Source organism: Parasaccharibacter apium, from assembly GCF_002917995.1.
GTDB classification, from domain to species: domain Bacteria; phylum Pseudomonadota; class Alphaproteobacteria; order Acetobacterales; family Acetobacteraceae; genus Bombella; species Bombella apis.
Genome location: NZ_LMYH01000012.1, coordinates 57,622 through 71,407 on the forward strand (window position 1 = coordinate 57,622; position 13,786 = coordinate 71,407).

12 protein-coding genes and 1 tRNA gene are annotated in these 13,786 nt (G+C 56.9%); 10 read left to right on the top strand and 3 right to left on the bottom strand.

Annotated features, from left to right (window positions below; all coding sequences use genetic code 11):
* Positions 1-126 precede the first annotated feature (126 nt).
* The 4 genes from cydD (at position 127) to recQ (ending at position 5,872) form a co-directional block, all read left to right on the top strand.
* Positions 127-1,824 carry a thiol reductant ABC exporter subunit CydD gene (gene cydD / locus ASO19_RS04975; RefSeq protein ID WP_103765602.1) on the top strand — a complete coding sequence of 566 codons (1,698 nt, stop codon included), beginning with the start codon at positions 127-129 and terminating at the stop codon, positions 1,822-1,824.
* Positions 1,821-3,458, top strand: a complete 1,638-nt coding sequence (gene cydC, locus ASO19_RS04980) for a thiol reductant ABC exporter subunit CydC (RefSeq protein ID WP_043560159.1) — start codon at positions 1,821-1,823, stop codon at positions 3,456-3,458. The genes cydD and cydC overlap by 4 nt, the downstream gene beginning before the upstream one ends.
* 111 nt (positions 3,459-3,569) lie before the next feature.
* Complete coding sequence (locus ASO19_RS04985) at positions 3,570-3,986, top strand: OmpA family protein (RefSeq protein ID WP_081563148.1); 417 nt, start codon at positions 3,570-3,572, stop codon at positions 3,984-3,986.
* Between the two features lie 41 nt (positions 3,987-4,027).
* A complete protein-coding gene (recQ, locus tag ASO19_RS04990; protein WP_052349192.1) occupies positions 4,028-5,872 on the top strand; it encodes a DNA helicase RecQ in 1,845 nt (614 codons plus the stop codon).
* A gap of 11 nt (positions 5,873-5,883) precedes the next feature.
* Here the strand turns inward: recQ and ASO19_RS04995 are convergent, their stop codons facing one another.
* The gene (locus tag ASO19_RS04995; protein WP_181005200.1) at positions 5,884-6,393 is read right to left on the bottom strand and encodes a copper chaperone PCu(A)C; all 510 of its coding nucleotides are present in this window, start codon (positions 6,391-6,393) and stop codon (positions 5,884-5,886) included.
* A 151-nt stretch (positions 6,394-6,544) separates the two neighbouring features.
* On the opposite strand from ASO19_RS04995, the gene nrdR reads away from it, so the two are divergent.
* Genes nrdR through thiL form a run of 3 tightly spaced genes read left to right on the top strand, consistent with a single transcriptional unit; the run spans position 6,545 to position 8,460 of the window.
* A complete protein-coding gene (nrdR, locus tag ASO19_RS05000) occupies positions 6,545-7,024 on the top strand; it encodes a transcriptional regulator NrdR (RefSeq protein WP_103765535.1) in 480 nt (159 codons plus the stop codon).
* Positions 7,021-7,503, top strand: a complete 483-nt coding sequence (gene nusB / locus ASO19_RS05005) for a transcription antitermination factor NusB (RefSeq protein WP_043560149.1) — start codon at positions 7,021-7,023, stop codon at positions 7,501-7,503. The genes nrdR and nusB overlap by 4 nt, the downstream gene beginning before the upstream one ends.
* 12 nt (positions 7,504-7,515) lie before the next feature.
* Positions 7,516-8,460, top strand: coding sequence for a thiamine-phosphate kinase (gene thiL / locus ASO19_RS05010; RefSeq protein WP_103765536.1), 945 nt, complete (start codon positions 7,516-7,518; stop codon positions 8,458-8,460).
* Between the two features lie 52 nt (positions 8,461-8,512).
* Here thiL and ASO19_RS05015 read toward each other — a convergent pair whose 3' ends face one another.
* Complete coding sequence (locus tag ASO19_RS05015; protein WP_043560144.1) at positions 8,513-9,691, bottom strand: hypothetical protein; 1,179 nt, start codon at positions 9,689-9,691, stop codon at positions 8,513-8,515.
* Between the two features lie 87 nt (positions 9,692-9,778).
* Between ASO19_RS05015 and ASO19_RS05020 the strand changes: the two genes are divergently transcribed.
* Together ASO19_RS05020 and glk are read left to right on the top strand one after the other, a co-directional pair.
* Positions 9,779-10,573, top strand: a complete 795-nt coding sequence (locus tag ASO19_RS05020; protein ID WP_043560141.1) for an SDR family NAD(P)-dependent oxidoreductase — start codon at positions 9,779-9,781, stop codon at positions 10,571-10,573.
* A gap of 95 nt (positions 10,574-10,668) precedes the next feature.
* Positions 10,669-11,658 (top strand): glucokinase, encoded by a 990-nt coding sequence (glk, locus tag ASO19_RS05025; protein ID WP_103765537.1) that lies wholly within the window; start codon positions 10,669-10,671, stop codon positions 11,656-11,658.
* Positions 11,659-12,030: 372 nt separating this feature from the next.
* Here glk and ASO19_RS05030 read toward each other — a convergent pair.
* Positions 12,031-12,104: transfer RNA gene (locus ASO19_RS05030), tRNA-Cys, on the bottom strand.
* A 197-nt stretch (positions 12,105-12,301) separates the two neighbouring features.
* On the opposite strand from ASO19_RS05030, the gene ASO19_RS05035 reads away from it, so the two are divergent.
* Complete coding sequence (locus ASO19_RS05035; protein WP_081563152.1) at positions 12,302-13,753, top strand: TolC family outer membrane protein; 1,452 nt, start codon at positions 12,302-12,304, stop codon at positions 13,751-13,753.
* Positions 13,754-13,786: the final 33 nt, after the last annotated feature.

Sequence of the window (13,786 nt, forward strand, 5' to 3'; positions counted from 1 at the left end):
ATGTGAAGAAACCGAAGCAGATTTGCAATATGGAACGGATGAAGAGGTGAAAGAAAGATTTTTCCGATGGAAAACTTTTACTCTGTCTGTTTTTCTTTTCCCCGCTTCCTCTGTATATGTCTCCCCATGAAGGCAGACAAGAAGATGCTCAAAGGCTGGGTACGGCAGCAGAATGGCGCCAATCGCCCAGCCACCATGTGTATGGCCCTGATCGGAATGTGCAACGTCCTTGCCGGAATGGTGCTGGTATGGAGCCTGGCCTCCATTCTGGCAGGCCTGCTGGCAGGCGGGGGGAGGCTGGATGCCCGCTGGTTGGGTATGTTCATCCTCATGTCTGTCGTCCGTGTCATTCTGGGATATGTGCAGGAACACTTGGCTGTCTCCAGCGGTGAGCTGGCCCGCAAACGCCTGCGGCGCGAGCTGCTGTCCCGCTTTTTTGCACAGGGGCCGGCGCTACTCCGGCATCAGCACAGTGCTGCACTGGCGTCTCTGTTGACAGACCGCATCGAAGCGCTGGAGGGCTATTTTGCCCGCTGGTTGCCTGCCTCGACCCTTTGGGTGGTAGCGCAGTGGTCTGTCGTTCTTGTTGTGTTCTGGCAGAATCACCGGGCAGGGCTCATTCTGGGGGGATGCTGCCTTTCCCTTCCTTTTTTCCAGGCCGTGTTCGGCATTGCTACAGCCATTGCCTCACGCCGTCAGCTTCTTGCCCTCAACCGCCTCCAGGTCCGTTTTCTGGACAGGATCAGGGGCATTGCTACCATCGTTCTTTCCGGCAATGCGGAAAAAGATGCCCAAGGCCTGGGGCAGGCTGCTGATGAACTGCGACAGCGGACCATGAAAGTGCTGCGTCTGGCCTTTCTGACATCAGCATCCACTGATGTTGCCATGATCGTTGCCTTGGTCTGGATCGTGATCGACCAGCGCCACGGTCTCATGCATGGCGGGTCTGTTGCGCAGACAACCAGCATCCTGTTTGCCGTGCTCATGGTACCAGAAGCCTTTGCGCCATTCCGTGCACTCTCAGCGGCCTATCAGGACAGAGCACAGATTACCAGCAGCGGCGAGGCCATACAGAAACTGCCGACCCTGCCAGAAATGGCAGCTGGCACATCTGCTGACCAGCCACGTGCCGAGCGGACGGCTCGGGGTATTGAGCTTGATGTGCAGGGGGTTTCCTATCAGTGGGTAAAGGATCGGCCACTGGCGCTTGACGATGTGTCATTCCAGCTCAAGGCGGGTGACGTGGCCCTGCTGACAGGCCCATCAGGAGCTGGAAAATCAACCCTCATTGAAATGCTGCTGGGTTTCATCAGACCCCTCGAAGGTTCCATACGTCTTGGCGGTGTCGACCTCCAGGCGCTGGGCCCGGCAGAAATCACGCAACAGATCAGCTGGATTGGTCAGAAGCCGGTCATTTTTGCAGGTACGCTGCGTGAGAATATCATGTTCGCTACACCTGAAGCGTCTGAAAAGCAGCTTCAGGCGGCTTTGGAAGCATCTTCCATCACGGGATATCTGCCCCTGCTTCCTGATGGGCTGGAGACAAGACTGGGTGAGGGAGGATTCGGCCTTTCAGGTGGGCAGGCCCAGCGGATCGCCATCGCCCGTGCCTTCCTGAAAGATGCCCCGCTGCTCATCATGGATGAACCTACCGCCCATCTTGACCCCATGACGGAGCAGGACATCCTCATGTCTCTCCGGGGGCTGCTGAAGGGTCGTACAGCCCTGATTTCCACCCATTCGCCCCAGTTCCACAATATTGGTGAGACCGTGCGTCTTACCATGGAGACGGGACGGCTTACGGAACAGGAGACACTGGCATGAGGCAATTGCAGCCATTATGGAATGTATGGAAAGCCCGTGGGGGACGCCTGCTTATCGGGCTGGTTCTGGCCGAACTTTCCGTCTGTGCCGCTTTCCTGCTCATGGGGCAGACCGGCTCCCGCCTCGGGCTGATCGCCATTGGTGGGGTCGTTGCCTTTGGCATCCTCCGCTTTGCTGGCGCCGCCCGTATCATTCTCCGCTATCTGGAACGTCTGGCCACGCATGACGCCACCTTTCGGGTTCTTGCAGACATCCGCCTCTGGTTTTACAGAAATCTGGCCAAAGGAGCCGCAGCTGGGCTGGGCTTCCGGCGTTCTGGTGATCTGCTCTCCCGCCTCGTGGCCGATGTGCAGAGTCTGGACAGTCTCTATCTGCGTATTCTAGTCCCGCTGGCAACGGCGCTGTTCAGTCTGCCCATCGTCATCTGGGTTTGTCTGAAGGGAAGCCTGCTCCTGGCACTCAGTATCGGTGTCATTTTCTGCCTGGTCGCCTTTGCCTTGCCGGCACTCATGGCGAAACTGTCCTATCGCTGGGGGCCAGAGCTGCAACAGGCGCAGGCTGACATGAACAATCAGGCCCTTGACCTCGTGGGAGGGATGCGTGAATTGCGCATCTTCGGGCAGGAAGATGCCGCTGCAGAGCGGTTTCTGGCCGCAGAGGAAGCCTTTTACACCGTGCAGCGTCGACAGGGACAGGCCATGGCACACATCCATGCCATCTCCCTGTTGCTGACCCGCCTGGGGATCATCCTTGCTCTGGCAGGATGTGCGGGAGTCTTCTTCCCTGAAGAGCAGGCTGTCATGGGCATCACCATTCTTTTTGTTGTCATGACTGCTCTGGACAGCATCGTGGATCTACCAAGGGCAGGCCTTCTTTTCGGGCGCATCCGCCATGCGGCAGAACGTGTGGTGGATGCCACGGTCATGCCTGAAGGCACTCCCGCAGAAGGAACAGCGCCTGCCCCCGCTGGCCATGAGATTGAAGGGCGGGACGTCACCTTTGGCTGGACACCGGAAAAACCCGTTCTGCAGAATGTGAATTTCAGACTCCGGGCAGGGGAAAGGGCCGCACTTGTCGGACCATCAGGTGCCGGGAAGTCCAGTCTTGCAGCGCTGCTGCTCAAGGTCGTGGCGCCTCAGGAAGGAAGCATTACACTGGGTGGGCAGGACATGGCTTCCATCCAGACCGAGGCCCTGCGGGAGCAGGTGGCATGGCTCTCTCAGGCAAGCCATCTTTTTGACGACACGATCCGCTCCAATCTGCTTCTGGGACGGGAGGGCTTTTCTGACAAAGCCCTCTGGGCTGCTCTGGAACAGGCGCAGATTGCTGATTTCGTGCGTTCCCTGCCTGATGGGCTGGATAGCTGGATTGGTGAAAACGGGTCCCACATTTCCGGCGGGCAGGGGCGCCGCATTGCTCTGGCCCGCGTGCTGCTTTCTGAAGCCCCGGTACTGATCCTTGATGAACCCGGTACCGGGCTCGATCTGGAGACGGAACGTGCCTTTCTGGCAACACTCAACCAGCTGGACCGCTCCCGTACCATCCTGCTGATTACCCATCGTCTTACAGGAGTGGAACAGTTGGATCACCTCTGGACCCTCCATGAGGGACGCCTGAAGTCCCAGCCTCTTTGAGACATGGATGCATTTTTACCACTCCCAGGGCCCAGACCCATATTGACCGGAGCTCAAAGCACGGGCAGTTAAAGATGATCATTTTCCATAGGTAACGAGAAGGATGCTCCCATGAAGAAAGTTTCTGCTTTCATGCGTCGTCTTGCTCCCGTGGGGGCGACCTCCCTCATGGTGGCCGGGCTTCTGGCTGGCTGCGTATCGCATCCGCCGCGGGATGATTATGTCGTGTTTTTTGATACGGAGTCTGTGAGCCTCAGCCCCACAGGGGAGGCCATCATCGCCAGCGCCGTTGATGCCGCCCACAAACGGAATATCTCGCACATCACGGTTTCCGGTTCTGCCGGGAAAAATGAGGATGCGGACGTGCTGAAAAAACTCGCAGATGCCCGTGCGGATTCTGTGGTTGATGTGCTGGTGCGGGATGGCATCAAGCGTGAGGATATCCGCAAGGAACCCTTCGTGCCAACAGATGTCGAGAATTCACGCGTCGCCTTCCGTCGTGTCACGGTCCATCTGGGCGCACATTGATTCAGGAGCACGATCAGCATGACGGGGAACCCTGCGAAGGAATAGGGAACCCCATTGATCGCTTTCCCCGTCATGTTGGTGAAACTCCTGAAGCTGTCCTGCACCGGGTTTTTGGTTTTGAGAGCTTCCGGGGCCTTCAGGAGAGTGCCGTTCAGGCCGTCATGAAAGGAGAGGACGTTCTCGTCCTTATGCCAACAGGCGGCGGGAAGAGCCTGTGCTATCAGGTACCGGCTCTCTGCCGCAAAGGGGTTGGGCTCGTCATCTCCCCCCTGATCGCCCTGATGGAAGATCAGGTTGCCGGGTTGAGGCAGCTCGGGGTGAGGGCATCAGCCCTTCATTCCGAAATGGAGTATCAGGATCAGCAGACAGTCCGGGAGGATCTGCTCTGTGATCAGCTCGACCTCCTCTATATTTCACCCGAGAGACTGCTGACACCGTACAGCCTCAACCTGCTGCGGCGATGCAGCCTGTCGCTCATTGCTATTGATGAAGCGCATTGCGTTTCCGCCTGGGGCCATGATTTCCGGCCGGAATATCGAGAGCTGGCCAATCTGAAGCAGCTGTTCCCCAGAGTTCCCCGCATTGCGCTGACAGCCACGGCAGACCCTCGCACACGAAGTGACATGCTGGCGGCTCTGGACATGCCCCAGGCTCACATACTGATGGGCAGTTTCCACAGGAGCAACCTGTTTCTTCAGGCCCAGCCCAAACACTCGGAGACACGTCAGGTTCTGGATGCACTGGACCGCCATATGGGACAGGGTGCGGCCATCGTCTATTGCGGTAGCCGCAAGAAGACGGAAACACTGGCCCGGCAGCTGCGTGAAAAAGGCCATACAGCTTTTGCTTTTCATGCTGGCATGTCCCCCGCCGACAAGAAGAATGTCCTGTTGCGGTTCCGTTCTGGTGAGCCCATGATCGTTGCGGCAACCATAGCTTTTGGCATGGGCATCGACCGCCCAGATGTCCGCACCGTCATCCATCTGGACATGCCGACGTCACCAGAGGGCTATTACCAGCAGATAGGCCGTGCTGGACGTGACGGTGAACCGTCGCATACTCTTCTGCTTTACAGCGGAGAAGGTGTCGCCAGAGCCCGCTACTGGCTGGAAGAAGCCCAGGTGCCGGAGGCGGAAAAACGGGCGATGCAGGGACGGCTGGAAAGCATGATTTCCCTGACAGAAACAACAGGTTGCCGGACCCAGGCCATTCTGGCCTGTTTCGGTGAAACGCTGCATGAACCCTGCGGCCATTGCGATAACTGTCTGCATCCTCCCTCTACCTTTGATGCCACTGAAGCAGCACAAAAGGTTCTCTCCACCATATACAGGACAGGCGAACGGTTTGGAGCCGTGCAGCTCATTGCTGTTCTCAAGGGCAAAATGACAGAAGCGGTGGAACGCCACGCCCTTCAGCACCTTTCAGTCTTCGGGATTGGGAAAGACAGAACGGATGTCTGGTGGCGTATGGTCATCCGGCAGCTCATAGCCCGTGGTGCGATTGGCATGGTGGGGGATCATGGCGGATTGGGACTGAAGCGGGAGACAGCACGGCCCATTCTCAGGGGAGAGGTGTCCGTCAGCCTGAGGGAAGATGCAACGTCACGCCACATGGCCAGCATGGGGGACACGCCACGGAATGACCCCAATGAAGGGCTTTCCGATGAAGAATATCGCCATTTCCTGGCGCTGAAGATGTGGCGGCGGGAAGAAGCCTATCAGCAGGAAATCCCGCCCTACATCATTTTTCGTGACGCCACCTTGCGGGAGATCATCCGGGCCCGTCCAACCAACAGGCAGGAACTGGGAGACATCCGTGGGGTTGGTCAGAGCAAGATCGAACGTTACGGCGATGCGGTTCTGGCCATTCTGCAGGAAGCTCCCTGAAAAGGGGAGCATCAGGGGCCGACGTGTTTTTCTTCCACAATCGGCTGCATGACAAACGAAGCCGTCACGTCTCCCACATCCTGAAAATGAAACGTGAAATCAAGTTTGCTGCCAGCCTGATAGGGGACTTTCAGCCCGTGGCAGATCAGATGATAGCCACTTGTCGGAAAAACGAGCGTCCCTTCATGCGGCACAGCCATGCGCTGGAAAATATCATATGTCTGCCGGGGAGACTGGATCGCAACCTGGCTGTTCCGGTTCGACGTGACGGAATTGCATCCGGGAGATGTGATACCGCGCAGCAGCATGTCCGTTACCCCATGATTGCTCAGCGAGAATGTCCCGAAAGCAAACGGAGCTTCCCTGTAGCGTGTGTGCAGCGCGGCATCATTGATGGTGATGCTCTTCAGGGAAAGAGGCGGGGGGGCTACACCGCTGTCGGTAGCGGCGGCGGCACTTTCCAGCCCGAGACCGATCAGCAGGGCTGCTATTGTCAGGGAGTTGCGTCCTGTCCTGTTCATGATCCTCGCTCCTGCCATATGGCCTGGGAAAAGACAGGGCAATCATAAAGAAAAAAGCCCTTTCATATTCCTCAATGCTGCCATTTCCGATAAACTGTGCAGCAGGCGGGGTCAAGAAAGACCCTGCTCTGGTTGCTTTTCGGATTATGCCATGTACTGCCCTTTTTGCGGAAATCAGGAAACGCAGGTCAAGGATAGCCGCTCGGCAGAAGATGGTGCTGCCATCCGCCGTCGGCGTGTCTGCTGTGCCTGTGCGCAACGCTTCACCACCATTGAACGTGTGCAGCTGCGTGAACTGACCGTCATCAAGGCCGATGGTCGCCACATTCCTTTCGATCGTGACAAACTGGCCCGGTCCATCCGGATTGCCCTGCGGAAACGGCCTGTCGATGAGGTGCAGCAGGAGCGCCTGCTGAATGGCCTTGTCAGACAGCTGGAAGCCTCCGGCGAACAGGAAATCCCATCCTACAGGATCGGAGAGCTCGTCATGGATGCGCTGCGTGAGATTGATGGCGTTGCCTATGTCCGCTTTGCCAGTGTCTATAAAGATTTTCGGGAGATTGAGGCGTTCTCCAAAATTCTTGTCGATATGAACAGACCCGCCAATCCCCCCTCTCAGGAGACCCCATGACCGAACCGTCATCCACTACATCACGTAAACGCAGCCGGACAATTGCCCGCATGGCAGCCACGCAGGCCCTGTATCAGTGCGAACAGACAGGTGCCAATCCCGAGAGTGTCCTCATGGAGTTCATCCGGCACCGGCATGTTGCCTCTACGGCCTGTTTTGAAGATGGCCATATTCCTGATGCCGACCTGAACCTGCTGGAAGAGCTTGTCCGCAATGCCGTGCTGAAACAGGATGCCATCGACACGACTCTGACAGCACTGCTTCCTGAAAGCTGGCCGATGGACCGTCTTGACCCTGTCCTGCGTGCCCTGTTGCGCACGGCTATTGGAGAAATGATGACAGGGCTGCCAGCCCAGGTTGCCATCAATGAGTATCTGGATGTCGCCCATGGCTTTTTCAGTGGGGATGAACCGAAGATGGTCAATGGCATTCTGGACAGATTTGCCCGTCAGCTGGGCGGAGAGCAGGGCGCACGGTAAAGGACGGTACAGATGGGCGAGTTTGACTTCATAGCCCGGCATTTCCGTCCGCTTGCAGGGCCGGGCGCCATGGAGCTTCGCAATGATGGAGCAACCATGGCTCTCCCAGCAGGGGAAGAACTTGTTCTCTCCAGCGATACCATGGTTGAGGGGCTTCATTTCCTCCCAGATGATCCGGCAGGGACGATTGCCCGCAAGCTGCTACGCTGCAATCTCTCAGACCTGGCTGCCATGGGCAGTCGGCCACGCCATTACATGCTGAATGTCAGTGTTCCGCTAGGACGGCATTATGATGAAGCCTGGTTTACGGAATTTGCTGCCGGGCTGGCAGCGGATCAGAAACAGTATGACATTTCTCTTCTGGGAGGCGACACAACTGGCAGTCCTTCCCCGCTGATGCTGAATGTCACCATTCTGGGGTCAGTCCGGCGGGGACAGGTTTTACGCCGTGATGGTGCCAGAGCGGGAGATGGTGTCTGGATTACCGGCAGTCTCGGGCGGGCTGCGTTGGGATTGCAGATCCGACTGGGCAAACTGGCGACAGGGGACACCTCTCTTGTAGAGGCCTATCGTATACCGACACCTCGTACCGGCCTTTCCCTGTATGGTATCGTCAGTGCCGCCATGGATATCTCGGACGGTCTGTTGCAGGATTCTGGTCATATTGCCGAAGAATCTGGTGTGGCCATCACCCTTTTTGAAGAAAAGCTGCCTCTTGTCCCTGAGGTTGCTGCCCATATGACGACTCACCGGGAGATAATCCTCCTCGGAGGGGATGATTACGAACTTCTACTGACCTGCCCCGCCGCCAGCGAGGACGCTTTGCAGGCCCATTGCAGACAGCACGGCGTGCCCCTCACCAAAGTGGGCATGGTGACAGAAGGCAAAGGCGTGACCATGCTGGACAGACAGCACGCCCCCATCAATTTCTCACGGACCGGCTGGCAGCATTTCTGATCACTGCCAGACCATGATGGAGGAAGAAGGGCACTTCCACCACCCAGCCTCATCAGGCAGAAAGATTTTTTTCGTAAAGACGATGTGTTTTATGTGGATGAGGCACGAGAGATTCCGCCAGATTCCTCATTCCGACATCACTCTCCAGAACCCAGCCAAGTTCAACCCATTTGTAAGGCAGCGTATGACCACGACGCATCAGTTCCACAATGGCGAGAGAAGGCAGAAGCGACCCAAGCATCGTTCCGCGCATTTTGCTGGAAACACCCAGCAGAATCACACGGGCCGACCGAAAACGGTGCGTTGCCAGCCGGTAGCCAAGCCGCATCCACCCAAGAGGTGATGGTGCTCCTCCCAGATCCCCCGCAATGTCGTAGAGATTGGGAAGAACCATGGCCATGGCAACCGGTTCGCCATTCTGATCAATCTGGACATAATGCTCAGGGCGCAGGAGCGGCTTGATCTGCTCGATCATGGCCGTCATTTCGTAATCCTGCATGGGCACAAAATTGTACTTATGTGACCAGGCATCATTATACAGCTTCCGCAGCACCTCTCCCTGGGTAGTGATTTCCTTCTTGGAAAGATTGCGGGTCGTAATCGTGCTGAGCCGCCCTTCACCGAGTCTCAGATTGCCTGGAACCTTGAAGCGCTCTTCCGTCGTTCCATCCAACTCCAGCCGGTAGCTCAGCAGGTCCTGCGCCTTCTCATATCCACATTGACGGATGAGGGCATCCAGACCTTTCGGGTGCCAGGGAATGGCAATCATGGGGGCGGAGCGCTGCCCTTCCACCATGGTCCCGGTCTCCGCATTTCCGCTCAGCGTGACTGGGCCGCGTATCTTGGAAATCTGCCGTTTTTTCAGCCAATCCTCAACAGCCTGTAGAAGGGCTGAGACAATCTCCCGTTCAGGAATGGCATCAAGCGCACCAAACTGCCCAATAACTTCCTGCCAGTGATCAATTGCCTTATGATCAACAATCGCAGCGATTCGTCCAACGGGGCGACCATCGCACCAAGCCAAGAAATACTGTATCTCCGCATGGCGGAAAACCGGGGATTCCTTGGGGCTGAGCAGGTGCCTCTGCTCCATGTCCAGCGGGGGGACGAAGCCGTCCATTCCTTTATAGATATGGCGCGGAAGTGTGATAAAACGACGTAAATCTCCCCGTGTGGTCACGGGACGAACATCGACCTTGGCAGATTGAGAGTTTGGCGCTTCACATTGCATAGCAATGGCTATACTCGTACACGAGCCTTCCCGCTAGAGGGCAAAAATGAAAGGGGCTTCATGTCCAGACCAGAAAAAAACTCAACGATGCCTCGGCATCACATCCTCATAACTGGCGCTTCCAGCGGCATCGGGGCGGCTCTGGCGGAGTATTATGCCCGTCCCGGCGTACATCTGACACTGTGGGGACGGAGTGAAGAGCGGCTGGGAAAAACGGCGTCCGCAGTGCGCGCAAAAGGTGCCAGCGTGGACATCTTCAGCATCGACCTGACACAGGCCGATGAGGCCCTGAAAGCCCTTGCCTATACCGATGACCAGCTGCCGATCGACATCCTGATCCTCTCAGCCGGGATGGCGGACATCCGGCCTCATGGCGCCCTTGCTGAATCAGCAGAGACAGCCCTCAGAATGTCCATGGTCAATTTTGCCACCCCTGTGGCCATGGCCACCGAAATGGCAAACCGCATGGCAGCCCGTCGTCATGGCCGCATCGCCCTGATGGGGTCTGTCGCTTCCTTCCATGATCTGCCGCTGGCCACAGTCTATAGTGGCTCCAAAGCAGGGTTGGGACGCTTCAGCACGGCCCTCCAGGCAGCCATGACGCCTCATAATGTCCGTGTCTGCCTGATCGCTCCAGGTTTTGTGGATACCCCCATGAGCCAGCGGCTGGACGGTGAGCAGGCTTTCCTCGTTCCGGTGGAGAAAGCAGCCCGCAAAATCGCCCGCAGCATCAATCAGGGCAGGGGGGTTCTTGTATTCCCGTGGGTGTTCCAGCTGACCCGTCTGCTGGAGATGGTCCTTCCCCGTCCTATCGCCCATCGCATCCTGCGGCGGCTGGATGTCATGCAGCATCCTGAACATGAAAAGACTGCCCACCAATAATTGAAGAAAACCTTACAGGTCAGGTGCTTGCAGACAGGAAGGGGGCATGGGAAAATGGGGCAGCACATCTCTCTGCGTATTGAAGGGATAAACGTATGAAAGAAATTGTTGCCGTTGATATCGGCGGAACCCATGCCCGCTTTGCCATCGCTGAAATCAAGGATGGTCGGGTGGTGTCTCTCGGGGAAGCAACGACACTCAAATGTGCCGAGCACGCTTCCTTGGCGCTGGCATGGGAGGCTTTTGGCCGGTCACTGGGGCGCCCCATTCCCCGGGAAGCGGGCATTGCCGTGGCCTGTCCGATCAATGGCGAAGTCCTCAAGATGACCAACAATCCGTGGATCATCCAGCCGGCCCAGCTTGGCAGCCGCCTGAAGCTGGATGATTTCGTTCTGGTGAACGACTTCGGAGCGATCGGTCATGCTGTGGCCCAGGTTGGCCCGGAATACATGAACCACCTGTGTGGTCCAGATGTTGATCTTCCCTCCGAGGGGACCATCACCATTCTTGGTCCGGGTACGGGACTGGGGGTGGCAAGCCTTCTGCGTGGCGAAGATGGGTATCATGTGATCGCAACGGAAGGTGGGCACGTGGACTTCTCGCCTCTGGATGCGGTGGAAGATCATATCCTTCAGGCGCTTCGTGAACGTTTCCGTCGTGTTTCTGTTGAGAGAATCGTCTCAGGGCCGGGCCTGACCAACCTGTATGAAGTCATTGCAGAACTTCAGGATCGTCCCATCACCATCAAGGACAACCGCACCCTGTGGACCACAGCGATGGAAGGAACGGACAATCTGGCCGCCGCAGCACTGGAGCGCTTCTTCCTGAGTCTCGGAGCTGTTGCCGGGGACCTGGCTCTTGCCCATGGGGCTCATGGTGTTGTTGTGGCCGGTGGGCTGGGCCAGCGCCTGGCAAATATTCTACCGCATTCCGGCTTTGCTGAGCGGTTCATCGCCAAGGGGCGTTTCGAAACCATGATGAGCGAAATGCCGGTGAAAATCATCACACATCCGCAGCCTGGCCTGTACGGTGCTGCCGCTGCTTATGCCAGCAAAACAGCCAGCAAACAGGCAGAAACTGCTTGATCTGAATGAGGGGAGTCATCCAGAAAGAGGATGCTCCCTTCCTTCACCATGATATGATTTTCTGAAAAAATACAGGGTTGATCGAGGACACTGTTCCATTCGCCCCATGTTTTACCAAGCCGCACCCTTTTTCGTCATGTTTCGGGAGAAACAGCTTGGACGAAGTAAAATCTGAAATTCCATGAAGCGCCTGTGTGGCCTGCGACCACACAAAAAACCGTCATCAAAAAGGGAAATTCCCCAGAAATATTACCCCCTTATATACCCCCAAAATTGTGGGATACACCGGGACTAATCGGAATAGTCGCTACCCCGAGAATGGCTGTTTCTCAAGGTGTCTGGGACGTATCGGGAGGAATCGGGATAACACCATGGAGGTCTGGGCGGGAATCGAACCCACATACGCGGATTTGCAGTCCGATGCATAGCCATTCTGCCACCAGACCTCAGGTGTGTGTCCTTAATAAGGATTATTACTCACAGGTCAATAGGGAGAAAACGATACAGGGCATTTTTCGCTTATTTTCAGTGAGATTCTCCCTTATAGTCCCTCTTGCACATCTTTTCCGAAACAGACGACCAAACCGGCAGATTAACGAGCATGAAACTCCCGCCCCATTTTTTTTCAAAAATTAGAAAATCGATGAAGATGGGGCTGGGCCTATGTGTTGGAGCCGGGCTCCTGTGCCAGCATGGCCATGCCCAGACAGCGGTTACAAATCCCAATGGCAACCCGGAGTTCGTCCCTCATACCCTGAAAGATGCATTGGCTCTGACCTATCTGACGAACCCCCAGCTTCGGGAAGCCCGGGCGCAGCTCCGCTCTGTTGATGAGCAGATGTCCGCAGCAGAGGCGGGGTGGCGACCAACCATTACGGCCAATGGGTCACTGACCTACTACAAGGGCAGCAGCCGCTACACACAGCAGACCGAGATCAATGGCCAGACTGTCAGGCTGCCCAACATCCAGCATTATAACAGTGGCGGTTACAACACGACCGTATCGCTGACCCAGCCCATCTATCAGGGCGGAAAAACGGTTGCGAGCATCCATATGGCCCGCAACCAGATTTTTGCCCAGAGAGCTCGGCTGATAGAAACGGAGCAGGAGGTCCTTTACGGGGCCATGAATGCCTATGTCCGTCTGGTCGCCAATCTTCAGCTCCTCCAGGTCAGCATCAATAATGAGAGAGCTCTGCGGGCCCAGCTGGATGCAGCGAACAGGCGCTTCCGCCTCGGGGAACTGAGCCGGACAGACGTGGCGCAGGCGCAGGGTGCCCTTGCAACAGCCACGGCCGAACGTCATCAGACAGAAGGTGCCGTGCAGGCAGCCCAGGCCAGCTATCTCCAGGTCGTTGGCGTGCCGGCCCCACCAGACCTTGTTCCACCACAGCCTCTGGCCCTGCCTGTCCGTACGGAACAGGAAGCCGTAGCAGAGGCCGTGCGGAACAATCCGAACGTGATCGCCGCACTCTTCAATGAAGCACAGCAGAAAGACAACATCTCCCTCCAGATGTCGGCCATCATGCCCAAACTTTCTGCCGGAGTGGCTTATCAGCGTTCAAAAGATCAGGGGCAGGACCAGTCCCTGCAGGACAACAAATACGCCACGCTCAACCTCCAGATTCCCCTCTATCAGGGAGGGAGTGAATATGCAGCCGTCCGGCAGGCCCGCCAGACGGCCATCGCAGCCCGCAATGAGGTGGATGTCCAGCGCAGGTCTGCCCTGGAGCAGACATCAGAAAGCTGGCAGACCTACATGTCCATCAAGGACACGCTCCGCAGCCACCAGATTGCCGTTTCCTCCAATATGGCGGCCCTTGCCGGTGTCGAAAGGCAGGCTCTTGTCGGTACGGCAACAACCCTGTCCGTCCTCCAGCAGCAGGCCACATTGTTGCAGTCACAGCGTGCACTCATCCAGAGCGTGACATCCCTGGTCACCTCCTCCTACGACATTGCCCGTGCCATGGGCCATCTCACCGCTGTGGACCTGAAACTGAATGTCCCCCTGTATGATGAAAAAGCCTATTATCATGCCGTTAAAAACCGCCTCTGGGGCGTTGGGGATTATCAGGTAAACCAGCCAGGCCGATAAATGGGGGAGGGGTTTTTCACCTCTGCCTATCGG

What these genes read in the sequence shown, in the direction of transcription:
- cydD (WP_103765602.1), top strand. Translation starts at nt 127, where the DNA reads ATGAAGGCAGACAAGAAGATGCTCAAAGGCTGGGTACGGCAGCAGAAT.
- cydC (WP_043560159.1), top strand. Translation starts at nt 1,821, where the DNA reads ATGAGGCAATTGCAGCCATTATGGAATGTATGGAAAGCCCGTGGGGGA.
- ASO19_RS04985 (WP_081563148.1), top strand. Translation starts at nt 3,570, where the DNA reads ATGAAGAAAGTTTCTGCTTTCATGCGTCGTCTTGCTCCCGTGGGGGCG.
- ASO19_RS04995 (WP_181005200.1), bottom strand. Translation starts at nt 6,393, where the DNA reads ATGAACAGGACAGGACGCAACTCCCTGACAATAGCAGCCCTGCTGATC.
- nrdR (WP_103765535.1), top strand. Translation starts at nt 6,545, where the DNA reads ATGTACTGCCCTTTTTGCGGAAATCAGGAAACGCAGGTCAAGGATAGC.
- nusB (WP_043560149.1), top strand. Translation starts at nt 7,021, where the DNA reads ATGACCGAACCGTCATCCACTACATCACGTAAACGCAGCCGGACAATT.
- thiL (WP_103765536.1), top strand. Translation starts at nt 7,516, where the DNA reads ATGGGCGAGTTTGACTTCATAGCCCGGCATTTCCGTCCGCTTGCAGGG.
- ASO19_RS05015 (WP_043560144.1), bottom strand. Translation starts at nt 9,691, where the DNA reads ATGCAATGTGAAGCGCCAAACTCTCAATCTGCCAAGGTCGATGTTCGT.
- ASO19_RS05020 (WP_043560141.1), top strand. Translation starts at nt 9,779, where the DNA reads ATGCCTCGGCATCACATCCTCATAACTGGCGCTTCCAGCGGCATCGGG.
- glk (WP_103765537.1), top strand. Translation starts at nt 10,669, where the DNA reads ATGAAAGAAATTGTTGCCGTTGATATCGGCGGAACCCATGCCCGCTTT.
- ASO19_RS05035 (WP_081563152.1), top strand. Translation starts at nt 12,302, where the DNA reads ATGAAGATGGGGCTGGGCCTATGTGTTGGAGCCGGGCTCCTGTGCCAG.